This is a genomic window from Bacillus sp. FSL R5-0820 (genome assembly GCF_038593385.1).
In the GTDB taxonomy this organism is placed as follows: domain Bacteria; phylum Bacillota; class Bacilli; order Bacillales; family Bacillaceae; genus Bacillus; species Bacillus altitudinis.
Genome location: NZ_CP151991.1, coordinates 643535 through 667410 on the forward strand (window position 1 = coordinate 643535; position 23876 = coordinate 667410).

Below are 23876 nucleotides of genomic sequence, written 5' to 3' on the forward strand. Positions count from 1 at the left end.
GAAATGGGCCGCCTGCTAGTCAGGCGCCTAATCCTGAAAATTGCCAACATTCAAATTAGGAGGCCAATCTGAATGACTGTGAAACAAGAACTTCTCTACGAAGGCAAAGCGAAAAGAATCTATCAGACCGATGACGAGCATATTTTATATGTTGAATATAAAGACTCAGCTACAGCATTTAACGGTGAAAAGAAAGCGGAAATTGAAGGCAAAGGCAGACTGAATAACGAAATTTCCAGCTTGATTTTTCAAATGCTACATGAGAAAGGGATCAATAATCACTTTGTTAAACGCCTATCTGAAACAGAACAGCTCATTCAAAAGGTAGACATCGTACCGCTTGAAGTCGTTGTGCGAAACGTGGTGGCAGGCAGTATGTCAAAACGTCTTGGGATTCCAGAGGGAACGAAACTGGACACACCTTTGATCGAGTTTTACTACAAAGATGATGCACTTGGCGATCCGCTCATTACAGAAGATCATATTCGCATTTTACATGCAGCGACACCTGAGCAGGTCGAGGAAATGAAACAAATCACAAGACAAGTGAATGAAGAATTGAAGCAAATCTTCTCAGATTGCCATGTGAATTTAATTGATTTCAAGCTTGAATTCGGAATAGATCACGAGAATCGTATTTTGCTAGCTGATGAGATTTCACCTGATACGTGCAGGCTTTGGGATAAAGACACAAACGAAAAGCTTGATAAAGACGTGTTCAGACGAAACCTGGGCGGCTTAACAAATGCATACGAAGAAATTTTCAAAAGACTTGGAGGCCATAAACATGTATAAAGTGAAAATTTTTGTCAGCTTAAAAGAGAGCGTTCTTGATCCACAAGGAAGTGCCGTGCAGCACGCTTTGCACAGCATGTCTTATCAGGAAGTAAAGGATGTCCGTATCGGGAAATATATGGAGCTAGTCATTGAGAAATCAGAACGTGACTTAGATACAGTGGTCAAAGAAATGTGTGAAAAATTGCTTGCCAACACGGTGATTGAAGATTACCGCTATGAGGTGGAGGAGGTTGTCGCACAGTGAAGTTTGCAGTGATCGTCTTGCCTGGCTCTAACTGTGATATCGATATGTACCATGCGATTCAAGATGAGTTAGGTGAACAAGTTGAATATGTATGGCACGACGAAACGAGTCTTGATGGTTTTGACGGTGTACTCGTACCAGGCGGTTTCTCTTATGGGGATTACTTAAGATGCGGTGCGATTGCTCGTTTTTCTAACATCATGCCGGCTGTGAAAAAAGCAGCTGCGGAAGGAAAACCTGTTCTTGGTGTTTGTAACGGGTTCCAAATTCTTCAGGAGCTTGGCATTCTGCCAGGTGCAATGAGACGAAATAAAGATCTAAAATTTATCTGTCGTCCAGTTGAACTCATTGTAGAGAACAACGAAACGCAATTTACAAGCGGTTATCAAAAAGGTGAATCGATTACGATTCCTGTAGCACACGGAGAAGGCAACTTCTACTGTGACGAAGACACGTTAGCGAAGCTGATTGAACGAGGCCAAATCGCTTTCACTTACGGTGACGATATTAACGGCAGTGTCAATCGAATTGCAGGTGTAACGAATGAACAGGGCAATGTACTCGGCATGATGCCGCACCCTGAGCGCGCGGTTGACTCATTACTAGGCAGCGCAGACGGACTTAAATTGTTTCAATCTATCGTGAAAAATTGGAGGGACACTCATGTCACTACTGCTTGAACCAAGTCACAAGCAAATTAAAGAAGAGAAATTGTATCAGCAAATGGGATTGAGTGATGAAGAATTCGCTTTAATCGAATCCATTATTGGCAGGCTGCCAAACTACACAGAAACGGGTATCTTTTCTGTCATGTGGTCAGAGCATTGCAGTTATAAAAACTCAAAGCCTGTTTTAAGCAAATTCCCGACAAAAGGAGAGCATGTTCTTCAAGGTCCTGGGGAAGGCGCTGGAATCGTTGATATTGGAGACAACCAAGCGGTTGTATTTAAAATCGAATCACATAACCATCCATCTGCAATTGAACCGTATCAAGGAGCGGCAACAGGTGTCGGCGGAATCATCCGTGATGTATTCTCCATGGGTGCTCGTCCAATTGCGGTATTAAACTCTCTTCGTTTTGGTGAACTGACTTCACCGCGCGTGAAGTACTTGTTTGAAGAAGTAGTGGCAGGGATTGCAGGCTATGGAAACTGTATCGGTATTCCAACAGTCGGCGGAGAAGTTCATTTTGATCAAAGCTATGAAGGCAACCCGCTCGTTAACGCGATGTGTGTAGGGTTAATCAACCATGAAGACATCAAGAAAGGGCAGGCAAAAGGTGTCGGCAATACGGTCATGTACGTTGGTGCTAAAACGGGACGTGACGGGATTCACGGTGCAACATTTGCGTCTGAAGAATTTTCTGATGAATCAGAAGAAAAACGTTCAGCGGTTCAAGTCGGCGATCCGTTCATGGAAAAGCTTTTGCTTGAAGCATGTCTTGAAGTCATCAAAAATGATGCGCTTGTGGGCATTCAAGATATGGGAGCGGCTGGCTTAACTAGCTCAAGTGCAGAGATGGCAAGTAAAGCTGGTTCAGGTATCGAAATGAACCTAGACCTGATCCCGCAGCGTGAAACAGGCATGTCAGCGTATGAAATGATGCTGTCTGAATCCCAAGAGAGAATGCTGTTGGTCATTGAAAAAGGCCGTGAGCAAGAAATCATTGATATTTTTGAAAAATACGATCTTGAAGCAGTCTCAGTCGGTCATGTGACAGACGATAAAATGCTTCGTTTACTCCATCAAGGAGAAGTAGTGTGTGAGCTTCCAGTTGATGCACTTGCAGAAGAAGCACCGGTTTATCACAAGCCGTCAAGTGAGCCTGCATACTATCGTGAGTTTTTAGAAACAAAAGTGGAAGCTCCAGCGATCACAGATGCAGCAGATACATTGAAACAGCTGTTAAAGCAGCCAACGATTGCGAGTAAAGAATGGGTTTACGATCAATACGACTATATGGTTCGTACAAACACAGTCGTTGCACCTGGCTCTGATGCGGGTGTGCTCAGAATCCGTGGGACGAAAAAAGCTCTTGCGATGACAACAGATTGTAACGCACGTTATCTCTACCTTGATCCAGAGGTTGGCGGTAAGATCGCCGTTGCAGAAGCCGCACGTAACATTGTCTGCTCAGGCGCTCGTCCGCTTGCAGTAACAGATAACTTGAACTTCGGTAACCCGGAGAAACCAGAAATCTTCTGGCAGATTGAAAAATCTGCTGATGGCATTAGCGAAGCTTGCCGTACATTAAGTACACCGGTCATCGGCGGTAACGTCTCTTTATATAACGAGTCAAATGGAACAGCCATTTACCCAACGCCAGTCATTGGCATGGTTGGTTTGATTGAAGATACAGCTCATATTACGACTCAATCGTTCCAGCAGGCAGGTGATGTGATTTTCGTCATTGGTGAAACGAAGGAAGAATTCGCAGGCAGTGAGCTTCAAAAAATGACAGAAGGCCGTATCTACGGAAAAGCACCAGAAATTGATTTGGATGTAGAGCTGGCGCGTCAAGAAGCCCTATTAGCAGCGATTCAAAACGGACTTGTTCAGTCAGCACATGATGTGTCTGAAGGCGGTCTTGGTGTAGCACTAGCTGAAAGTACATTTGGAACAGACGGTCTTGGCGCTGATATCCAGCTCGATCTAAACAGCGCAGCATCACTATTCAGTGAATCACAGTCACGTTTTGTCGTCACAGTGAAACCAGAAAATCGCGAAGCGTTTGCTGCGGCTGTGCAAGATGCAAAAGAAGTCGGAACGGTCACAAATGATGGTGTATTCACTGTCAAAAATCAAGAAGGACAACAATGGATTCATGCGGCAGTCAACGAGCTTGAACGCGCATGGAAAGGAGCGATCCCATGCTTGCTGAAATCAGAGGCTTAAACGAAGAATGTGGCGTCTTTGGGGTTTGGGGACACGAAGAAGCCCCGCAAATCACCTATTACGGATTGCATAGCCTTCAGCACCGAGGACAAGAAGGTGCGGGAATTATTGCAACAGACGGTGAAAACCTGACGTCACACAAAGGCCTTGGACTGATTACGGAAGTGTTCCAAAATGGTGAGCTTAAGGATTTAAAGGGAAAAGGTGCGATCGGACACGTTCGGTATGCGACAGCAGGCGGAGGCGGCTTTGAGAATGTGCAGCCCCTCTTCTTCCGCTCGCAAAACAATGGCAGTCTTGCCCTTGCTCATAATGGAAACTTGGTCAATGCAACGCAATTAAAACAGCAGCTAGAGAACCAAGGAAGTATTTTTCAAACGTCTTCTGATACAGAAGTGCTTGCTCACTTAATTAAGCGCAGCGGATATATGGATTTGAAGGATCAAATCAAAAATGCTCTGTCTATGTTAAAAGGAGCTTATGCTTTCTTAATCATGACGGAAACAGAAATGATCGTAGCACTTGATCCGAACGGATTACGCCCACTTTCACTTGGTATGCTTGGAGATGCTTATGTTGTCGCTTCTGAAACATGTGCATTTGATGTCGTTGGTGCTACCTATTTACGAGATGTAGAGCCTGGCGAAATGCTGATCATTAATGATGAAGGCTTAAAATCTGAGCGCTTCTCGATGAACATTAACCGCAGCATGTGCAGCATGGAATACATTTATTTCTCAAGACCGGACAGCAATATCAATGGCATCAATGTGCATAGTGCGAGAAAGAATCTTGGCAAGAAGCTTGCAGAAGAAGCACATGTCGAAGCAGATGTCGTGACAGGTGTGCCAGACTCCAGTATTTCTGCAGCGATTGGTTATGCCGAAGCAACAGGTATTCCATATGAGCTAGGTTTAATTAAAAACCGTTATGTCGGCCGGACATTTATTCAGCCGTCTCAAGCATTGCGTGAGCAGGGCGTGCGCATGAAGCTGTCTGCTGTGCGTGGGGTGGTCGAAGGCAAACGTGTCGTCATGGTGGATGATTCCATCGTACGAGGAACAACAAGCCGCCGAATTGTGACGATGCTAAGAGAAGCAGGTGCGACGGAAGTGCATGTACGCATCAGTTCACCGCCAATTGCTCATCCGTGTTTTTATGGAATTGATACGTCTACACACGAAGAGCTGATTGCGTCATCTCATTCAGTGGAAGAAATTAGACAGGAAATCGGTGCAGACTCCATTGCATTTTTATCTGTAGACGGTTTAATGGACGGGATTGGCAGAAAGTATGATGATCCGCAGCGCGGTCAGTGTTTAGCATGCTTTACTGGAAAATACCCGACCGAAATTTATGAAGATACTGTCCTTCCTCATGTGAAGGAAACAGTCCTGACGAAATAATCGAATAATGGAGCAGCAGTCAACGTGATTTGATATGCTGCTCTTTCATTCTGCCGAAAATACATGAAAGACAAGCAGATAAAAGGAGTGAATGGGATGTCAGAAGCATATAAAAACGCCGGTGTCGACATCGAAGCAGGATACGAAGCCGTCAAACGAATGAAAACACACGTAGAACGTACAAAAAGAGCAGGTGTCATGGGCGCTCTAGGTGGATTTGGCGGGATGTTTGATTTATCTGAACTGCCATACAAAAAGCCCGTTCTTGTCTCAGGAACAGATGGTGTTGGTACGAAATTAAAGCTCGCTTTTTTAATGGATCAACACGATACGATCGGTGTAGATGCTGTTGCTATGTGTGTGAACGATGTACTTGCACAAGGGGCAGAGCCGCTCTTTTTCTTAGATTACTTAGCAGTTGGAAAAGCAGATCCTTTGAAAATTGAATCCATCGTCAAAGGTGTAGCTGACGGATGCGAGCAGTCTGGTTCAGCGCTTGTCGGCGGAGAGACAGCAGAAATGCCGGGTCTTTACACAGAAGAAGAATATGATATTGCTGGATTTTCTGTAGGTGTCGTTGAAAAGGATGAAATCGTCACAGGGGAGAATATCAAGGAAGGGCATTTGCTGATTGGACTCAGCTCTAGCGGAATTCATAGCAATGGCTATTCTCTTGTACGAAAAGTATTGCTTGAAGATGCGGGCCTAGATCTTCACCAAACGTATGAACCTTTTACAAGACCACTTGGAGAAGAGCTGCTTGAACCGACGAAGATTTATGTCAAGCCTGTTCTTAAACAAGTGAAAGCTGGCAAAGTTGATGGTATGGCACATGTGACAGGCGGCGGCTTTATTGAGAATTTACCACGTATGCTGCCTGAAGGACTTGGTGTGGAGATTGATAACGGCTCATGGCCAGTTCCGCCTATTTTCTCCTTTATTCAAGAAAAAGGGCAATTGAAAGCAGAAGAGATGTTCAATGTATTTAATATGGGTATCGGCTTTGTCCTAGCCGTCAAAGAGGATGATCTCGTCGATGTGATCAGCGGACTTGAACAAGACGGAGAGAAAGCCTTCCTTATCGGACGAGTTCAAAAAGGAGAAGGCGTCACTTTCGGTGGTGGAAGCCTCTCATGAAAAAGTTTGCGATCTTCGCCTCTGGAAGCGGGACAAATTTTCAAGCCATTATTGATACGTTAAAAGAAGAACAGTGGCCGGCAAAAGCCGCCATTGTGATCTGTGATAAACCGGGTGCGAAGGTGCTGGAGCGGGCAGAGAAAGAGGGCATTCCGTCCTTTTCTTTTACGCCGAAGGCTTTCCCGAGTAAAGCCGCTTTTGAGCAAACCATCATTGAACAGCTGAAGCTGCATGAAGTGGAATGGATTTTCCTCGCTGGGTATATGCGACTGATCGGTCCGACATTGCTTGATGCATTTAGAGGGAAAATCGTGAATATCCACCCTTCTTTATTGCCAGCATTTCCTGGACTCGATGCGATTGGACAAGCCTATCAAGCAGGAGTCAAAGTGGCTGGTATCACGGTTCATTATGTCGACGAAGGCATGGATACCGGCCCGATTATTGATCAAGCAGCCATTCATATTGAACAAGGGGAAGACCTTGAATCCATTGAAAAAAGAATGCATGAATTAGAACACACACTATATCCAAAAGTGATCAAATCACTTTTAGAATTATCTTAATGAGGTGACAAAGGCATGACGATCAAACGCGCATTAATCAGTGTTTCCGATAAAACAAATCTTGTACCTTTTGTGAAAGAACTAACAGAACTTGGCGTTGAAGTGATTTCAACTGGTGGTACACACAAACTTCTTCAAGAGAACGGCATTGATGTCATTGGTATTTCTGAAGTGACTGGCTTCCCAGAAATCATGGACGGACGACTCAAAACGCTTCATCCGAACATTCACGGTGGACTGTTAGCAGTGAGAGAAAACGATGAGCATATGGCACAGATCGAAAAGCACGGCATTCAACCGATTGATCTTGTCGTTGTGAATCTATATCCATTTAAAGAGACCATTTCCAAAGACGATGTCACGTATGAAGAAGCGATTGAAAACATTGATATTGGCGGACCGGGTATGCTTCGTGCTGCTTCTAAAAACCATCAGGATGTCACGGTGATTGTAGACCCGCGTGATTATGATTCTGTCGTTCAACAAATCAAAGAAGGCGGCGTTTCACTAGAGAAAAAACGTGAGCTTGCAGCAAAAGTATTCCGTCATACAGCTGCTTACGATGCCCTGATTGCGGATTATTTAACGAACTTTGTTGGCGAAACAGAGCCAGAACAGTTCACAGTCACATTTGAGAAAAAACAATCTCTTCGTTATGGAGAAAACCCGCACCAAGCGGCGACGTTCTATGAAAATGCGCTTCCAAGCAAAGGCTCTTTAGCTACTGCAACGCAATTACATGGAAAAGAACTTTCCTACAACAATATCAAAGATGCAGATGCTGCTCTTCAAATTGTACGTGAATTCTCGGAGCCAGCGGCTGTGGCTGTAAAACATATGAATCCGTGCGGCGTTGGGACAGGAGAAACGATTGCAGAAGCATTTGATCGTGCATTTAAAGCAGATGAAACGTCTATTTTCGGCGGCATTGTGGCGCTTAATCGTGAAGTAGATAAGCAAACGGCTGAGGTGCTCCATACGATTTTCTTAGAAATCGTCATCGCACCATCGTTCAGCCAAGAAGCACTTGATGTGCTAACAGCGAAAAAGAACCTTCGTCTACTAACATTAGATGTAGAAGCAGATCTTGGGAAAAAAGAAAAGCAGCTCACAAGTGTTCATGGTGGATTGCTCGTTCAGGATATCGACACATACGGCTTAGAGGAAGCAACGATCTCTATTCCAACGAAAAGAGAACCGACTGAAGACGAATGGAAAGACTTAAAGCTCGCTTGGAAAGTTGTCAAGCATGTGAAATCAAATGCCATCGTTCTAGCGAAGGATCAAATGACAGCAGGTATTGGTGCTGGTCAAATGAACCGTGTTGGCTCGGCTAACATTGCGATTGAGCAAGCAGGTGAAAAGGCAAAAGGCAGTGCACTAGGTTCTGATGCATTTTTCCCAATGGGCGATACAGTGGAAGCTGCTGCAAAGGCAGGCGTCACAGCGATTATTCAGCCAGGCGGATCTATTCGTGATGAAGAATCGATTCAAAAGGCAGATGAATACGGCATCGCCATGGTCTTTACTGGCGTTAGACATTTCAAACATTAAGGGGATGACAGTGTGAACGTATTAATTATCGGCAGAGGCGGAAGAGAGCATACCATCGCATGGAAAGTGAATCAAAGCGAACTTGTCAGCCAAGTATTTGTCGCACCCGGCAATGATGGAATGACAGATGTTGCGAAGCTTGTCCCAATCGACGAGGGAGATCATGAGGCGTTAATTCGTTTTGCAAAAGACAATAACATCGGCTTAACAATTGTCGGTCCAGAGGTTCCTTTAATTGCAGGTGTCGTCGATGCATTTGAAGAAGCAGGTCTAAAGGTATTTGGACCGAATGCAAAAGCCGCAGTCATTGAAGGCTCAAAAGAATTTGCAAAAGATTTAATGAAAAATTATGATATCCCGACAGCCGCTTATGCCACCTTTACATCGTTTGAAGAAGCGAAGGCATATGTGGAAGAAAAGGGTGCCCCAATTGTCATTAAAGCAGATGGGCTTGCCGCAGGAAAAGGCGTGACAGTGGCAATGACGCTTGAAGAGGCGATCAACTGCCTGCATGACTTTTTAGAGGATGAAAAGTTTGGCGATGCGAGTGCATCGGTTGTCATTGAAGAATTTTTAACAGGTGAAGAGTTTTCTCTGATGGCCTTTGTCAATGGAGAAAAGGTGTATCCGATGGTGATCGCACAGGATCATAAACGGGCATTTGAAGATGACAAAGGACCAAACACCGGCGGGATGGGCGCTTATTCACCGGTTCCACAAATTTCAGATGAAGTCGTACAAAAAGCGGTGGAAGACGTCGTTAAACCAGCAGCTCGCGCGATGGTGCAGGAAGAGCGTTCGTTTACAGGCATTTTATATGCAGGCTTAATGCTAACACCAGAAGGCTCTAAGGTCATTGAGTTCAATGCACGCTTTGGCGACCCTGAAACGCAAGTAGTGCTCCCTCGTCTTGAATCAGATCTAGTCCAAGTATTCCTCGACATTCTAGATGGAAAAGATGTGGACTTGCAGTGGAAAGACACAGCCGCTGTCAGTGTCGTTCTTGCATCAGAAGGATACCCGGAAGACTACGCAAAAGGCACACCAATCGGTGCTTTGCAAACAACGGTTTCTAATGTCGTAACCTTCCATGCAGGAACAAAAAAGGAAAACGATCAATTCGTCACAAATGGCGGCCGTGTAGCAAATGTGACCGCATTTGACGACACATTTGAAGCGGCAAGATCAAGAGTGTATGAAGCGGTTGAAGAAATCATTCAGCCAGGTTTATTTTATCGCCGTGACATTGGCGCCCGTGCGCTGAAGGCGGCGGGAAAAAACGTTTAATCAAAACACCTTTCTATCTGACGAGATGGAAAGGTGTTTTTTCTTCTTTTGATGATTAGAAGGGATATAGCCCGAATATGGAGAAGTGTTATTGGATGACCCATTCACGAGGAGGCAACATGGAATTTAAGGCAATTATTCTCTTTGCAATATTCATGATCATTTTATTTCTCATAAATATAAATAACATTATGTTATTTGCCATTAAACACAATAAAATGAAAAAAGCTTCAGCCATTAGTTATATGATCCTATCCATTTTTTCTGGCATTGCTATTTCTTCATTTTTAATTTGGAAGTTTTTCATTAGCTAAGAGGGGAATGAGTGTATGGTGCAATTGAAGAAGCTTGCAAACGATCGTTTTTCTGCTTTGATCTGTATGGATTCATTTAACGAGAGAATTCGTTTGGATGACTATAGCGGCAAGGTGCAGGATGTGATTCAGTCCGTGCTTCAGGAAGCGGCGGACTGCAAGGCGTCTAAGGTCATTGTAAAAGTAAGGCGTGAGCATATGCCGCTTTTTTTAGCAAAAGGCTTTCGGCTTGAAGGTGTGTTTTCTCATTATTTCCTCGGAAGTGATGCATACGGCATGTCGCTCTTTCTGACCGAAGATCGAATGAACAGCCCGTTTTGGCTGAAGGAAGATGAAATCGTTACGTCTATTCAAGAAAAGCCGATTAAAAAAAATCAAGGCGTGTGGCAGGATGAGTATGTGATGAGGAAAGCCGGTCCAGAGGATGTGCACAAGCTGGCAGCGCTCTATGATACGGTCTTTGAAACGTACCCCACACCAATGAATGAGCCAGATTACATCCGAAAGGTAATGGAGGAAGGGACGGTTTTTTATGCCGTTGAACATGACGGTCAACTTGTAAGTGCCGCTTCTGCTGAAATCAATGTACCGTATGGTCATGCAGAATTAACAGATTGTGCAACCCTTCCCACATACAGAAAACTAGGATTCATGCATCATTTGATTCTAGCCCTCGAACAAGAGCTTCAATCCATGCACATTTATGTCTTTTATTCTCTCGCCCGTGCACTGTCCTATGGAATGAATCAAGTATTTTATCAGCTCGGGTATACATACACCGGACGCTTTCAAAACAACTGCTATATTTTTGACAAAATTGAAGATATGAATCTATGGGTCAAAACGCCAAATGAATCATGAAATGGTTCTCATCTGATCAAGCAGACCAGATAGGCGGTACGCCATGATACTCAGCTGCAGCTTCATCCGATCATCAGTGGATTTGAGGCTGCAGCCTGTTCTCGTTTCAATTTGTTTCAACCGGTAGCTTAACGTATGCCGGTGAATAAACAATTCCCCCGCTGACTTTTGAATATTTTCATTGTGTGCCAAATAGACTTCGAGTGTATGAATGAGGTCAGCCCCTTGTTTTTTTGTATAAAGCAGCGGGCTTAACAGCTCCACATAAAAGTCATGCAAATTCATTCCGGCTTCGTTCATTTCAAGCAGCATCCCATATAGACCGAGCTTCTGATAATGAATGATGCTGTCATCTGTTTTCAAAAGAGGAAGAAGCCTTGCTGCATATTGGGCTTCTTTTGCACTTTTAGCAAAGAGACTGATCTGGTCGTAGGCTCTTCCGATGCCAATCACAATCGGATGGACGGGGAAAAAATAAGACCAAGTGCTGCGGCATTCTTCTGCTGCGCGATACCAAATTGTTTCTTGATACGTGCTTTTCCCTGCGGGTGTCAAGACGAAAATGGAATCAAGCCTTGCCTTTAATAAAAAAGGAATTTGTCTGCGTTCAAAAATGGATGTGAGCAATTGGGATAGGCGCTGCACCATTTGATGATCGAGCTGTGTGTGCTGATGCTGAAATTGAAAGTAGATGACGACTTGTTCCTCACTCATATCATATTGCAGCTTTCTTGCTTGTTCGATGACATAACTTTCTTCTGTGTATTGCTGTTGCAGCATATCATCCAATAAATGCCCCTGCATTTGGTTTTCTGTATCTTGAATGGCTTTTTGTTTCAACCATTCAATCGCATACACCGCACCGGCATGCTCAATGGCGATGGCATCGAGATGGTGCCACGTCTCTTTTTTCTTTAACGCCACAATGAACCCGAAAATATCCCCCATTGCAATCACAGGGCATGCGGCTAGAACAAACGCACCATATGTGTCATAGACGAGCCGGCCTTTTTCCTCTGCCTGCTTGAGCAGAGAAGAGGTTTCAATCGGTTCGTCATCTGTTAGAAAGCCAAAAGCATGAGAATAGGTCACTTCGTCTGTTTCGAGATGAGCTGCTGTTTGGTGCAAAAACACATCCAGTACGACGATATTTGCCGCTGTGAGATGTGCCAGTTCATCTGTAATTTGCGTGACATTTTTATTGCTCACATTTAAATGGGTCAGTCTTTGATGAATCGCGGAAGAATATTTGAGCTGATGGAGCTGACTGCTGACGATTTGTTCTAGAACGGCTTTTGTGATGTCTGAAAAATTGACATGGGGCGGAATCTCGATGAGCGGAATACCGCTATTTTCGGCGGCTTCAATGAGTGATGCGGGAATTTCCGTTAAGTACACGCCTTTATAAATGGCAATGGCTGAAAGACGATGAGATTGAATCAATTCTTCAAGCCGGATGCGTCTTTCTTTATTTTCTGTCAGTCCAAACCCAGTTGTAACAAGTAATTCTCCTTCGGAAAGTCTAGACGTGTCTTCAATAATTTCCACAATGGTCACCCACTGGATAAGACGATTCAGTCCATTTTCTCCAGCAAGCAGTTTGGTTTCTTTCATCATATCGAGCGAGAGTGCATCTTTGACGAGAATCGCCATAGACTCATGACCTCCTTTTGAACACTCTTATACACCATGTATAAAAAACACGTGTGAAATTCGGGCATATGGCGAATGGAGGATGACTGCCCTCTTGATTAAGCTAATCTTATACCAAGTATACAAAATTTTCTTGCGATTCATGTAAAAAGAAAAGTGCAGCTGCTGACAAGAGAGGGAGGAATGACAAAGTGGAGACCCGGGATTACTTAATCAAACCGATGTTAAATCAGCAATATCCTGTGGCTGTGAGAGGAGAGGGGATTTATTTATATGATCGGGACGGAAAAAAATATATAGATGGCTCATCAGGGGCAGTCACGGCAAGTATTGGACATGGCATACAAGAGATTATTGATGCGATGACGGAGCAAGCGAAAAAGGTGAGCTTTACGTACAGGTCACAATTTACGAATGAACCAGCGGAAGAACTAGCGTATGAATTGAGTACACTTTGCCCAGGTGATCTGAACTGGTCTTTTTTTGTAGGGAGCGGTTCAGAGGCAACGGAGACTGCTATGAAAATGGCGATACAGCATTGGCAGGAGCAGGGGAAGACGGAAAAAAATCATATCATCTCAAGGTGGATGAGTTACCACGGTATTACATTAGGGGCGTTGTCAATGTCAGGTCATATTGCAAGGAGAGAGCGTTTTGAACCACTGCTTGAAAAGCATCCAGTGCTGTCACCGCCCTATAGCTACAGGTCATGGCTTCCAAAGGAAGACAGCAAGCAGGTCGAGTGGTATGTCCAGGAATTTAAAACCGTCATCCAGCGTATAGGAAAAGAGAGGATTGCCGCATTGATTGCTGAACCGATTGTTGGCGCAGCAGGAGCGGCGCTCCTGCCGCCAGACGGATATTTCGAAGCGATGAAGCGTGTCTGTGAAGAAAACGACATTTTAATGATCGCAGATGAAGTCATGACGGGCTTTGGACGAACTGGGAAAATGTTTGCGATGGAACATTGGGGCACCGTACCAGATATCATGGTTCTTGGAAAGGGCATGAGCGCTGGTTATTCTCCAATCGCAGCAGTTGTCTCAACGGATCGTGTGATGGCACCGATTATCAGCGGCTCCGGCTCTGTCATGGCAGGGCACACATATAGTGCCAATCCACTTTCAGCAGCCGTTTCATTAGCGGTCATTCGATATATGAAAAAGCATCAGCTTCCCGACCGGGCTGATCTTTCTGGGCGATATCTGATGAATGCTTTAAAAGATTTGCAAGTAAATCATTCCATCATAGGAGATGTGAGAGGGAAGGGATTGCTGATTGGCATTGAGTTTGTCGCAGATCGTTTATCCAAAACGCCATTTCCTGCACATGCTCAGATAACCAATCTTGTCGTTGAAACGGCAAAACAAAATGGACTGCTGGTGTATCCAGCAAGCGCTGGAGAGGATGGAGTCGGAGGAGCAGCGGTTATGATCGCACCGCCGCTTTCCATCACACAGCAGGAAATGGATGAACTGATTGATTTATTCGGGCAGACCATCACACAAGTCGAACAAGAAGTGATCAATCGAGGATTTTTCCCATCTGCTATGTAAGGAGGAACGAACATGAACAAAACTGTGGGTTTGGATGAAGTGATGACGCGATTAAAAGATGGCATGACCATCATGTTTGGCGGATTTGGCGGCGTAGGTTCACCACCATCGTTGATTGATGCCATTTTGGAAGCAAATATTCAAGATCTGACATTGATCGGAAATGATGCAGGTTTCCCGCAAATTGGTGTGGGCCGGCTCATCACAGAAGGAAGAGTGAAAAAAATCATCGCCTCTCATATCGGCTCAAATCCCATTGCCGGACAGAAAATGCAGGCTGGTACATTAGACGTTCATTTTTATCCGCAGGGCATTCTTGCAGAAAAAATCAGAGCAGGCGGAATGGGGCTGGCGGGCATTGTGACAGATGTTGGGATGGATAGCCTGAATCTCGATGAGAAACAATTGGTTGAGCTGAATGGGAAGAATTATATGTTAGAGCCTGCGCTCACAGCGGATATTGCCATCGTCAATGCCTACAAAGCAGATGAAGTGGGAAACTTGATTTTTGATAAAAGCGCACGGAATACAAACCCGATTGTGGCGATGGCAGGAGACTGGACCATAGCGGAGGCAGAAGAAATTGTGGCAGCGGGGCAGCTCGATCCAGAAGAAATCGTGACGCCAGGCGTATTTGTGAATCAAATCGTGCAATCAAAAGGAGTGAACTGGACATGGGCATGGGAGACATCGATTTAAGACACCGCATTGCCAAAAGAGCAGCACAAGAAATTGAAGACGGCATGATTGTGAATCTTGGGATCGGCATTCCGACCCTAGCAGCAGATTACATTCCATCACATTACGAGGTGTGGCTGCATGCAGAAAACGGCATTATGGGGGCAGGAGCCTCGCCTCTGCAAGGGGAAGAAGATCCGAATTTGTGCAATGCCGGTGGTTTTCCCATTACGTTGACAAAGGGCGGCTCGTACATGGACAGTACGACTGCTTTCGGCATCATCCGAAAAGGAATGTTGGATATGACGATTTTGGGTGCACTTGAAGTAAGTAGCCAAGGGGATCTTGCCAATTGGATTGTACCGGGGAAAAGAGTACCGGGTATGGGCGGAGCGATTGAACTGGCGCAAAAAGCAAAAAAAGTGGTGGTGGTGATGAGCCATCTGGATAAACACGGTCGATCTAAAGTGAAATCGGCTTGTACATTGCCCTTAACCGCTAAAGCGTGTGTCGATTTGATTATTACGGATATGGCGGTCATTGAGGTCAAGTCTCAGCTGCTCATTTTACGTGAAGTCATGCCGCCATTTCAGCCGGAAGATGTCATCAGGGCGACTGAAGCGCCATTAATTTTAGCGCCTGATGTCAAATCTGTTGTGTAGAAAGGATGAACGACTTGCAGCCAATGACACGTATCAGAAACTGGATGAAAGAGCATCAGGATGAAGCCATTACGCTTCTTCAGCAAATGGTGCAATGTGACAGCACCCAAGGAAATGAAGAAGAGGTTCAGCAGATCGTGGCCAATAAACTGTCCGCCATTGGCTTTGATGTAGACGTTTGGGAAATTGGCGGCGATGAATTACTAGAGCATCCTTATTTTTATTCCCCGCGCCGATCTTTTCAAGGGAGTCCCAACGTTGCTGGGCGATTGAAAGGAAAAGGTGGCGGCAAATCGATTTTATTAAACGGACATGTAGATGTGGTTCCGGCAGGAGATAAGAATCAATGGACATATCCGCCTTACAGCGGGCATATCATAAACGGGAGACTTTATGGACGCGGGGCAACAGATATGAAAGGTGGAAACGTTTCTTTACTCTTTGCGCTTGAGGCACTGCATGCGCTTCAGATTCCCCTGAAAGGAGATGTGGTGTTTCATAGTGTCGTCGAAGAGGAAAGTGGCGGAGCAGGCACACTTGCAGCAATATTGAAAGGGTACACAGCGGATGCTGCCATCATTCCAGAGCCAAGTCATATGAACATTTTTCCGATTCAGCAAGGGTCAAAGTGGTTCAGGTTGCATATTAAAGGAAGGGCAGCTCATGGCGGAACAAGGTATCACGGTGTTTCGGCTATTGAAAAGAGCACGGTGGTCCTTTCTCATATAGCGGCACTAGAAAAAGAAAGAAATCAGCGAGTGACGGAGCCTCTGTTTCAGCATATCCCGATTCCAATTCCTATCAACATTGGGAAAATTCAAGGCGGTGATTGGCCGTCCTCTGTCGCAGATCTTGTCACAATGGAAGGCAGGCTTGGTGTGATGCCAGGTGAGACAGTTGAGAAGGCAGAGAAGGAATTAGAAAATTGGATGACTGGACTCGCTGAAAAGGATGATTGGTTTCAAGAACATCCTGTGGAGGTGGAGTGGTTTGGTGCTAGATGGCTTCCAGGGTCAATCGACTCTGATCACCCGCTTTTAGGTCTATTGAAGGAACAATATGAAGAGGTCATGCAGCACCCGCCAAAGGTGCAAGCCGCCCCTTGGGGGACAGATGGCGGATTACTGTCACAAGCAGCGGATATCCCAATCATTGTGTTTGGACCTGGAACGACAGAGCTTGCCCATTTCCCGAATGAATCCATTGAGATCAAACATGTGATTGAAGCAGCAGAAATCATTGCTGGTACGTTGGTCAAATGGTGCGAAGCAGCGGAATGATTCACACACAAAAAAAGAAGGCTGTCTACTCAGCCTTCTCTTTATGTGTATTCTGCTGTTCACACATATAGGTCACTGGACAAAAACGAAGAATACCAGAACCCAATTTTAATCCGCCGAGCATGATGCCAAAAAGCAGCATTTTACTCCATGGTTTTCGAGCATATAAGGATCCAGCTACAGTACATATCGTCATTCCGCAGGCAATTCTCATGAGCGCTTCCATTAAGCCAAGATTAGGTTTCATTGCAAGTGATTCTCCTTTTTTAAATTATTTTAAGTGTGATTTCAAGAAATTGTAACGTTTCATTAATGCGTAACGTGGTTCGTTATGTTACGATAGGGCTAATACAAATGAAGGAGAGTATGTGAATGTCCGAACGTACTTTTAATTGGAGAAACAATGACATCCGCACACAAATCGATGTAGTCGACTCAAAAATAGTTCCAACACTCCTTTTAACGAATGGACTCGTGCTAAACCCGTTTTTGAAGCAATGGGTGAAGGCAAATATTTGGATACATGATGATCGAATTGTTTATGTCGGAGCAGAGCTTCCTCAAAATAAATCAGCTAAACGTGTGATTGATTGTGAAGGTAAATACATTGTGCCGGGGTATATTGAACCTCACGCGCATCCGTTCCATATTTATAATCCCCAATCACTTGCAGAATATGTGTCTCAATTTGGCACAACAACAATGGTCAGCGATAACTTATTTCTTCTTTTGCAAAGCAACGAAAAGAAAGCGCTTTCCACTCTATGCGAATTAAAAAAGCAGCCATTTCAGTACTTCTGGTGGTCTAGATACGATCTTCAAACAGAGGTCAGGTATGAAGATGAGATGCTTCCTATTAACTATCGGAAAGAATGGATTGATCATCCTGACGTCCTTCAAGGCGGCGAATTAACGAGCTGGCCAAGATTAATGGACGGTGATGATCTCATTTTATATTGCATGCAAGAAACGAAGAAGCAGAGAAAACGAATTGAAGGGCATTTCCCTGGGGCTTCTGAGAAAACGCTAACAAAAATGAAGCTGTTTGGAGCGGACAGTGATCATGAAGCAATGAATGCAGACGATGTGCTCAAACGCTTGTCTCTTGGCTATCATGTGTCCTTGCGTCATTCTTCCATCCGCCCAGATTTAGTGAACATTTTAAGGGAATTGCATGAGCGTGACTTTAGGCACTACGATCACTTTTTCTATACAACAGATGGATCAGCGCCTCACTTTTATGAAGAAGGCATGATCAATCGTCTCATTTCCATTGCCCTTGAAGAAGGCGTGCCTACTATTGATGCGTACAATATGGCGACTTTTAACATTGCGAAATACTATCAAATTGATGACTTATTAGGGGTGGTCGGTCCTGGCCGATTGGCTTCTTTGAATATTTTAGATGATCCGATGAATCCAAATCCAGAAACGGTTATTTCTAAAGGGGTAATCCTTAAATTAGAGGGGGAGAACCAGCATCAATTCCAAGAGACAAAATGGGAAAATGGCGGGCTTGAACCATTAGATTTAAGCTATGACCTGACAATGAGTGACTTGCAATTCTCAATGCCGCTTGGTGTCAAAATGCGAAATGCTGTTATTATGGAGCCTTATACAGTGGAGATTGATAACTCTGTCAATCAGCTGTCCTGTGACCATGATCAAAGCTTCTTCAGTCTGATTGATCGAAAAGGCGAGTGGCGCGTGAACACAATGTTAAAAGGATTTGCAAACAAGGTGCAAGGATTTGTCAGCTCATTTTCAACCACTGGTGACATTTTAGTGATTGGGAAAAATAAAGATGATATGATGCTTGCTCATAAGCGAATGAAAGAAATTGGCGGGGGAATTGTGCTCGCAGAAAACGGAAAGATTTTGCATGAAATCCCGTTGCAATTATCAGGCTGTGCATCAGCTGAATCGTTTGAAACGGTTCTTCAGCAGGAGCAAACGTTACGCGAGCTACTCATTGAGCGCGGGTATCCATTTGACTGCCCGATTGATACACTTGTCTTTTTCCAAAGCACACACTTGCCGTATATTCGGGTGACACCAAGAGGAATATTTGATGTCATGAAAAAAACTGTACTCTTTCCGTCTATAATGCGTTAAAATATAACAGAGTGGAGCTGTATCATATTTGCTAGATTTCTGACCGCTGTTATAGGGCAGGAGTGAGCAATGGATCTCTTCGCTGCTAGATATGGTGACAAAGCATAGGGCTTTGACATGACGAATGAAGTGCCCAATTGTAAAATGAATCTGTCGGTTACGCTGGCCGACCAACATATTTTGAATAATTAAGCAAGGCGGGGCGCAGGTTTGTCGTCTCGCCAAGCTTTCTACACATACTGTTTTTTAGGGAAAGACTTAACAGAGCAGAAGTGTTCTAGATATCGGAGGCAAACAAGTTTGTCAGATTGTCGCACAAGGAATATGACAAAACTTGTCGAATTTGTTTACGATAAAGAAGCTTCGGCTTACGAAAGAACCTGATGGCATTTTCAGCGTAGAACCAAACCTGTCATGATTCGTTCAAAGCTCATTGCTGAGGTTGAAAAAAATGAGTCAGGAAAGATACCGCTTTCTCGGAAAAGTCAGTGCGGAGCGGTGTGCCAATAGTAAAGGAGAAGATGTATAAAGATGCAAATTGATAAATTAAGGGGCAAAAGCTTAGATCAGCTATTCAACTCCATCTTATCCCTTAAAGACCTGGAAGAATGTTATCGATTTTTTGATGATTTGTGCACCATCAATGAAATCCAATCTTTATCACAGCGTCTTGAAGTAGCGCGTATGCTTCGCGAGGGAAATACGTATCACAAAATTGAAACGGAAACAGGTGCAAGTACAGCCACTATCTCACGTGTCAAACGCTGCTTGAACTACGGAAATGATGCCTATACGATGGCACTTGACCGCGTAGCAGAGCAACAAGCAACGGACGAAACAAAATAAAGCAGCTTTCACTGCAAACATTCTTTATGATTTGTCGTTTTGAAGTTGAACAAGTAAGAGCCATTTCAGTTGAAATGGCTCTATTTGATGTCATCAAGTTCTCCCATAAACCATCGTTCACCTTCATAGGACACTTCATCGTCATCAGTGATCACTTCCTTAAAACCGATGGTTCGCATATTTTGTGCAACAGATATATCCCATTCTTTTTGAATATTTCTCTGATCGGAAAGGGGAAGCCATGTCTGATACTCATCTTGTCTGTTGAAGAAATCTTTCACATAAGAATTCCCTTTAAACACAATGATTTGTGAATGCCATAATCCAGGCAGATCGACTGCGACCACGACACGATATATGTCCCCGTCGTTTGGTTTCAAATCAATGAGATGCTCAGCTCTATTCAATAGAGTTTGAATGCATAGACGTTTGATCTTTTTCGGTGTTCTGTTGGAAGTCATAAAATCATAAGCCGCTGGTAGAGGCAGGTGCCAGTAGTCAGAAACATTCTCCGGAAACGACTGTGTATTTGCGTTCATTTCTTTTATGATCTGTTGAGTCTTTCGTTTCATACCGCGGACCTTTTTTTCACGCATACTCTTTCTCCTTATCAAAGATCTATTAAGTTCTTTATACGTGATTGAGCAAGAATGTCAACGAAAAAAGGTGCGGAAACGCACCTTTTTAAGCTAGACAGACTGCTCTGTGCCTGAGAACATAGGGACTTCACTTGTCTGGCCGTTTTCTTGTCTAAAAATAATATGTTTTTCGTTAAAATGAATAGGTGATTCGATTCCAGCTGCTGCGCATAAATTAAACAAACCTTCTCTAAGGGACAGGATATAATTGCAGACGCGGTATTTCTTTTCTTCAATGGATAAACCTTTTTGCAGCTTTGGATCTGTGGTGGCAACCCCAACAGGGCATTTATTCGTGTGGCATACTTGCGCCCGAATACAGCCAACCGAGAACATCAAGCCCCGTGCGATATTCACAAAATCCGCTCCCATGGAAAGGGCAATGGCGATTTTATCAGGGGAGAGAAGTTTACCAGACGCAAACAGCTTGAGTTGATCTCGAACCCCATATTTCTTCAAAATTTGATGGACCATCGGTAGTGCGGTGAAAATGGGCAGGCCTGCGGAATCAGCCAGTTCATGAAAGGAAGCACCTGTGCCGCCCTCTCCGCCATCCACTGTAATGAAATCAGGATGTTTTCCGCTTTTTTTCATATAGAGAGCAAGCTCCTCGATATCTTCTTTATGTCCAACAACTAGCTTGATTCCAACTGGTTTTCCGCCGATGTTTCGCAGTTGTTCAATAAAATCAAGCATGTCAGGAATGGAGTGAAACATCTCGAACCGGTTCGGACTGTCAATGGATTGGTGTGGCGGCAGTTTACGGATTTGGGCAATTTCTTCTGTGACTTTTTCACCATCAATGTGTCCCCCGCGTGTTTTCGCTCCTTGTGCTAGCTTGAGTTCAAAGGCTTTTACCTCATCATGTTCACTTTTTTTCTTAAACTCTTCAAACGAAAATGTGCCATCCTCTGTTCGAACCCCAAATAAACCAGGCCCAATCTGGCAAATGATATCAGCGCCCCCTTCGAGATGGTAAGGCGAAAGCCCGCCTTCACCTGTGTTCATCCATGTGCCGCCAGCCATTTTTAAACCGGAGGATAGAGCCGTAATCGCCCGGTCGCCTAATGAGCCGTAGCTCATGGCTGATTGACCGATCAATCCTTTGACGCGGAAAGGTTTTTGGCACGTATGTTCACCAATGATTTGTACATCTTCTTCATGGAGATAATAAGGTTTTGCTTCGACTTCTTTCGTGTGTTCACTTCTTCTCAGTAAATTGTCTTGATCGATCTGATACACTTTTGTTTGGATTTTTTCAGATTGATCGATGCGTAACTCATCTCGCTGCTTTGGAAATAGGACGTTGCGAATATAGTAACCAGGCTTGTCAAAATCACGTTTTGATCCAAAGCCCATTGTCCGGCTTTTGTACTTCCCAGACATGACAGCTTGCTCGTATTCTCTTCTTGAGAAAGGAAGCTCCTCTCGATCATTTAGAAACAGATATTGACGAAGCTCAGGTCCTATTTTTTCAAAAATGAACCTCAATTTTCCAATGACCGGATAATTTCGTAGGACAGAATGCTCTTCCTGTTTTTCATCTCGCATCCAAATCCAGATGAATAAAATGATTGGTATGATGAAAAAAATCACTAATAATGCGCCAATGACAATGAAAGTTGTTGTCACGAAAATCCCCTCTTTTCTCTATCATTACTGTTGTTATTCCACTTTTCATTGAAAGAGAAACCACTTCAACAGCTTGTGACGTTTAGAAATGAAAAGGCGGGGTAACTTACAAATAAGATCATAAGGGGAGGGAACATACATGAATAAGCGTCCGAATGCGTATGTACTTGCAGGATTAGGGGTTGGTGGTGCAGTGTTATTAGCAGTGAAAAATAAACAGCATCTCAAAAAATGGGTAAGCATGTTCCGATCAGATGAAAAGGTTCCTGAAAAAGCTGGACACCCTGATCCGTTAGATATTCAAGACAACAAGATGGTCGATGAAGGGGCCATGACATCTGTTCATTATTTTAATGAAGTGAGACAATAGCTTTAAAAAACCGTTTTGACCATTCAAAACGGTTTTTTCTTGTCTTATTTTTGATGTGATATCGAAGAGGATCGACAATCGTAAAACCGATCAACCCTTCGTGATCAGGCGTCGAGAAAAGAAATTCAATGCCCAATAAATGATAGGTTGAGAGAACTTCCTGATCCGTAAAACGTAACGAAAGCTCGTCCTCATAAACGGGTGTGTGTTTCAACACCTTGGCTTCTTCTGCAAATAACTCCAGCCCAGCTACTCGGCCCTCTTTGTCGATGTCTACGTTCACACATTCATTCACGTCTAATTCAATGGTTTCTTTAATTGTCCCGATTCGAGGCGGGATGAGATAGATGTATCCGATGTCGATCGTTTGATCATATGTGATGGTTCTTTTCAAATCATTCACCTGCTTGGTCGATAGTCAAATGTTCCTTTCATGTATAATATCATGTGATGAGATGAAGTAGCTCTCATTTCAGTTCAGTATCCATCTATTGATCTCACTCAGCTCCTATTGAAGTGGAGCTTTTCATATAGTCTCCATTCACCTCGCCTAAAGTGAAAATCGACTATTTTCAAAAGAATGAAACTTTTAGCTGAAGGAGGTTACCCATTTTTTGCGGTGTCTGATTTTGTTATAATATTTAAATGGAATGAAACGAATGGAGGAACGTTTTTCATGTATGATGTTACCGAGTGGAAGCATGTCTTTAAACTCGATCCAAATAAAGAGATTTCCGATGAACAACTTGAAGCGATTTGTGAATCCGGTACGGATGCCATTTTAATTGGCGGCAGTGACAATGTGACAGAAGACAACGTGCTGCAACTGATGTCAAAGGTGCGCCGCTTTCTTGTGCCATGTGTCCTTGAAATCTCGACACATGAGATGATTGTGCCTGGCTTTGACCTGTATTTTATCCCCACTGTGTTAAACAGCGCTCATCCTGATTGGATTGTTGGTCTGCATAAGGATGCGATGAAGGAATACGGTGATTTGATGTCAATGGAAGAGATTGTGCCGGAAGGATATGTCATCTTAAACGAAGAGTGTAAAGCGGCTAAGCTGACAGAGGCCAATACGTCACTGGATATAGATGACGTAAGGGCATATGCGAGAGTAGCAGAGCACTTGATGAAACTGCCCATCTTTTATTTAGAATACAGCGGAATGCTTGGAGATATAGAGCTTGTGAAAGAAACCAAAGCAGTGCTACATGAAACGGTTCTATTTTATGGCGGCGGTATTGAAAGCGAAGAGCAGGCGAAAGACTTTGCACAGCACGCAGACGTTGTCGTAGTGGGAAACGTCATTTATGACAATTTTAAAGAAGCGTTAAAGACAGTCGACGCAGTGAAAAAGTCATCATAGTCAAACAAGACGAAA

The 23876-nt window shown here is 44.0% G+C and carries 23 protein-coding genes; 18 read left to right on the forward strand and 5 right to left on the reverse strand.

Annotated elements, in window-relative coordinates; all coding sequences use genetic code 11:
* Nucleotides 1–72 precede the first annotated feature (72 nt).
* From purC to ablB, 10 genes are all read left to right on the forward strand, one after another.
* Nucleotides 73–795 carry a phosphoribosylaminoimidazolesuccinocarboxamide synthase gene (gene purC / locus NST15_RS03270; RefSeq protein ID WP_007496901.1) on the forward strand — a complete coding sequence of 241 codons (723 nt, stop codon included), beginning with the start codon at nt 73–75 and terminating at the stop codon, nt 793–795.
* On the forward strand, nt 788–1042 hold the full coding sequence (purS, locus tag NST15_RS03275; RefSeq protein ID WP_008344293.1) for a phosphoribosylformylglycinamidine synthase subunit PurS: 255 nt from the start codon (nt 788–790) through the stop codon (nt 1040–1042). The genes purC and purS overlap by 8 nt, the downstream gene beginning before the upstream one ends.
* The gene (gene purQ, locus NST15_RS03280; RefSeq protein WP_008344292.1) at nt 1039–1722 is read left to right on the forward strand and encodes a phosphoribosylformylglycinamidine synthase subunit PurQ; all 684 of its coding nucleotides are present in this window, start codon (nt 1039–1041) and stop codon (nt 1720–1722) included. Before purS ends, purQ begins: the two co-directional genes overlap by 4 nt.
* Nucleotides 1706–3937, forward strand: coding sequence for a phosphoribosylformylglycinamidine synthase subunit PurL (purL, locus tag NST15_RS03285; protein ID WP_024719398.1), 2232 nt, complete (start codon nt 1706–1708; stop codon nt 3935–3937). The genes purQ and purL overlap by 17 nt, the downstream gene beginning before the upstream one ends.
* Nucleotides 3913–5343, forward strand: a complete 1431-nt coding sequence (purF, locus tag NST15_RS03290; protein WP_008344290.1) for an amidophosphoribosyltransferase — start codon at nt 3913–3915, stop codon at nt 5341–5343. The genes purL and purF overlap by 25 nt, the downstream gene beginning before the upstream one ends.
* Nucleotides 5344–5439: 96 nt before the next feature.
* Nucleotides 5440–6480 (forward strand): phosphoribosylformylglycinamidine cyclo-ligase, encoded by a 1041-nt coding sequence (purM, locus tag NST15_RS03295; RefSeq protein WP_017366751.1) that lies wholly within the window; start codon nt 5440–5442, stop codon nt 6478–6480.
* Nucleotides 6477–7046 carry a phosphoribosylglycinamide formyltransferase gene (gene purN, locus NST15_RS03300; RefSeq protein ID WP_008344288.1) on the forward strand — a complete coding sequence of 190 codons (570 nt, stop codon included), beginning with the start codon at nt 6477–6479 and terminating at the stop codon, nt 7044–7046. Before purM ends, purN begins: the two co-directional genes overlap by 4 nt.
* Nucleotides 7047–7061: 15 nt before the next feature.
* Nucleotides 7062–8600 carry a bifunctional phosphoribosylaminoimidazolecarboxamide formyltransferase/IMP cyclohydrolase gene (gene purH, locus NST15_RS03305; protein WP_012009147.1) on the forward strand — a complete coding sequence of 513 codons (1539 nt, stop codon included), beginning with the start codon at nt 7062–7064 and terminating at the stop codon, nt 8598–8600.
* A gap of 12 nt (nt 8601–8612) precedes the next feature.
* Complete coding sequence (gene purD, locus NST15_RS03310) at nt 8613–9887, forward strand: phosphoribosylamine--glycine ligase (RefSeq protein ID WP_025206864.1); 1275 nt, start codon at nt 8613–8615, stop codon at nt 9885–9887.
* Between the two features lie 329 nt (nt 9888–10216).
* Nucleotides 10217–11062: a putative beta-lysine N-acetyltransferase gene (gene ablB / locus NST15_RS03315; RefSeq protein ID WP_342498852.1), complete on the forward strand. Its 846-nt coding sequence runs from the start codon at nt 10217–10219 to the stop codon at nt 11060–11062.
* Here the strand turns inward: ablB and NST15_RS03320 are convergent.
* Nucleotides 11057–12715, reverse strand: a complete 1659-nt coding sequence (locus tag NST15_RS03320) for a PucR family transcriptional regulator ligand-binding domain-containing protein (RefSeq protein ID WP_342498853.1) — start codon at nt 12713–12715, stop codon at nt 11057–11059. The two genes, ablB and NST15_RS03320, sit on opposite strands and share 6 nt — an antisense overlap.
* A gap of 191 nt (nt 12716–12906) precedes the next feature.
* Between NST15_RS03320 and NST15_RS03325 the strand changes: the two genes are divergently transcribed.
* The 4 genes from NST15_RS03325 to NST15_RS03340 are packed head-to-tail and all read left to right on the forward strand — an operon-like array spanning nt 12907 to nt 16891.
* Nucleotides 12907–14271, forward strand: a complete 1365-nt coding sequence (locus NST15_RS03325; RefSeq protein WP_017359813.1) for an aspartate aminotransferase family protein — start codon at nt 12907–12909, stop codon at nt 14269–14271.
* Nucleotides 14272–14283: 12 nt separating this feature from the next.
* Nucleotides 14284–14970: a CoA transferase subunit A gene (locus tag NST15_RS03330; protein WP_008344277.1), complete on the forward strand. Its 687-nt coding sequence runs from the start codon at nt 14284–14286 to the stop codon at nt 14968–14970.
* On the forward strand, nt 14946–15611 hold the full coding sequence (locus tag NST15_RS03335; protein ID WP_008344276.1) for a 3-oxoacid CoA-transferase subunit B: 666 nt from the start codon (nt 14946–14948) through the stop codon (nt 15609–15611). Before NST15_RS03330 ends, NST15_RS03335 begins: the two co-directional genes overlap by 25 nt.
* Before the next feature lie 14 nt (nt 15612–15625).
* Complete coding sequence (locus NST15_RS03340) at nt 15626–16891, forward strand: peptidase (RefSeq protein ID WP_065459942.1); 1266 nt, start codon at nt 15626–15628, stop codon at nt 16889–16891.
* Between the two features lie 25 nt (nt 16892–16916).
* Here the strand turns inward: NST15_RS03340 and NST15_RS03345 are convergent, their stop codons facing one another.
* On the reverse strand, nt 16917–17138 hold the full coding sequence (locus tag NST15_RS03345) for a DUF2892 domain-containing protein (RefSeq protein WP_008344274.1): 222 nt from the start codon (nt 17136–17138) through the stop codon (nt 16917–16919).
* 125 nt (nt 17139–17263) lie between these two features.
* Between NST15_RS03345 and NST15_RS03350 the strand changes: the two genes are divergently transcribed.
* Both NST15_RS03350 and NST15_RS03355 read left to right on the forward strand, forming a co-directional pair.
* A complete protein-coding gene (locus tag NST15_RS03350) occupies nt 17264–19006 on the forward strand; it encodes an adenine deaminase C-terminal domain-containing protein (protein ID WP_007496880.1) in 1743 nt (580 codons plus the stop codon).
* 531 nt (nt 19007–19537) lie between these two features.
* Nucleotides 19538–19852, forward strand: a complete 315-nt coding sequence (locus tag NST15_RS03355; protein WP_007496879.1) for a YerC/YecD family TrpR-related protein — start codon at nt 19538–19540, stop codon at nt 19850–19852.
* Nucleotides 19853–19932: 80 nt separating this feature from the next.
* Here NST15_RS03355 and NST15_RS03360 read toward each other — a convergent pair whose 3' ends face one another.
* Both NST15_RS03360 and NST15_RS03365 read right to left on the reverse strand, forming a co-directional pair.
* Nucleotides 19933–20448, reverse strand: a complete 516-nt coding sequence (locus NST15_RS03360) for a DUF3916 domain-containing protein (protein ID WP_342498854.1) — start codon at nt 20446–20448, stop codon at nt 19933–19935.
* A 93-nt stretch (nt 20449–20541) separates the two neighbouring features.
* Nucleotides 20542–22122, reverse strand: coding sequence for an FMN-binding glutamate synthase family protein (locus NST15_RS03365; RefSeq protein ID WP_342498855.1), 1581 nt, complete (start codon nt 22120–22122; stop codon nt 20542–20544).
* Nucleotides 22123–22261: 139 nt separating this feature from the next.
* Here NST15_RS03365 and NST15_RS03370 point away from each other — a divergent pair, with 139 nt between their 5' ends.
* Nucleotides 22262–22492, forward strand: coding sequence for a hypothetical protein (locus NST15_RS03370; protein WP_098680486.1), 231 nt, complete (start codon nt 22262–22264; stop codon nt 22490–22492).
* On the opposite strand, the gene NST15_RS03375 is transcribed toward NST15_RS03370, so the two are convergent.
* Nucleotides 22473–22886: a DUF2283 domain-containing protein gene (locus NST15_RS03375; protein WP_342498856.1), complete on the reverse strand. Its 414-nt coding sequence runs from the start codon at nt 22884–22886 to the stop codon at nt 22473–22475. The genes NST15_RS03370 and NST15_RS03375 overlap by 20 nt on opposite strands.
* Nucleotides 22887–23168: 282 nt before the next feature.
* On the opposite strand from NST15_RS03375, the gene NST15_RS03380 reads away from it, so the two are divergent.
* Nucleotides 23169–23861, forward strand: coding sequence for a heptaprenylglyceryl phosphate synthase (locus NST15_RS03380; protein WP_024719409.1), 693 nt, complete (start codon nt 23169–23171; stop codon nt 23859–23861).
* Nucleotides 23862–23876: the final 15 nt, after the last annotated feature.

Excerpts from the sequence above, each read along its gene's own strand:
- purC (WP_007496901.1), top strand. The coding sequence starts at position 73 with ATGACTGTGAAACAAGAACTTCTCTACGAAGGCAAAGCGAAAAGAATC.
- purS (WP_008344293.1), top strand. The coding sequence starts at position 788 with ATGTATAAAGTGAAAATTTTTGTCAGCTTAAAAGAGAGCGTTCTTGAT.
- purL (WP_024719398.1), top strand. The coding sequence starts at position 1,706 with ATGTCACTACTGCTTGAACCAAGTCACAAGCAAATTAAAGAAGAGAAA.
- purF (WP_008344290.1), top strand. The coding sequence starts at position 3,913 with ATGCTTGCTGAAATCAGAGGCTTAAACGAAGAATGTGGCGTCTTTGGG.
- purM (WP_017366751.1), top strand. The coding sequence starts at position 5,440 with ATGTCAGAAGCATATAAAAACGCCGGTGTCGACATCGAAGCAGGATAC.
- purN (WP_008344288.1), top strand. The coding sequence starts at position 6,477 with ATGAAAAAGTTTGCGATCTTCGCCTCTGGAAGCGGGACAAATTTTCAA.
- purH (WP_012009147.1), top strand. The coding sequence starts at position 7,062 with ATGACGATCAAACGCGCATTAATCAGTGTTTCCGATAAAACAAATCTT.
- ablB (WP_342498852.1), top strand. The coding sequence starts at position 10,217 with ATGGTGCAATTGAAGAAGCTTGCAAACGATCGTTTTTCTGCTTTGATC.
- NST15_RS03320 (WP_342498853.1), bottom strand. The coding sequence starts at position 12,715 with ATGGCGATTCTCGTCAAAGATGCACTCTCGCTCGATATGATGAAAGAA.
- NST15_RS03330 (WP_008344277.1), top strand. The coding sequence starts at position 14,284 with ATGAACAAAACTGTGGGTTTGGATGAAGTGATGACGCGATTAAAAGAT.
- NST15_RS03335 (WP_008344276.1), top strand. The coding sequence starts at position 14,946 with ATGGGCATGGGAGACATCGATTTAAGACACCGCATTGCCAAAAGAGCA.
- NST15_RS03345 (WP_008344274.1), bottom strand. The coding sequence starts at position 17,138 with ATGAAACCTAATCTTGGCTTAATGGAAGCGCTCATGAGAATTGCCTGC.
- NST15_RS03350 (WP_007496880.1), top strand. The coding sequence starts at position 17,264 with ATGTCCGAACGTACTTTTAATTGGAGAAACAATGACATCCGCACACAA.
- NST15_RS03355 (WP_007496879.1), top strand. The coding sequence starts at position 19,538 with ATGCAAATTGATAAATTAAGGGGCAAAAGCTTAGATCAGCTATTCAAC.
- NST15_RS03360 (WP_342498854.1), bottom strand. The coding sequence starts at position 20,448 with ATGCGTGAAAAAAAGGTCCGCGGTATGAAACGAAAGACTCAACAGATC.
- NST15_RS03370 (WP_098680486.1), top strand. The coding sequence starts at position 22,262 with ATGAATAAGCGTCCGAATGCGTATGTACTTGCAGGATTAGGGGTTGGT.
- NST15_RS03380 (WP_024719409.1), top strand. The coding sequence starts at position 23,169 with ATGTATGATGTTACCGAGTGGAAGCATGTCTTTAAACTCGATCCAAAT.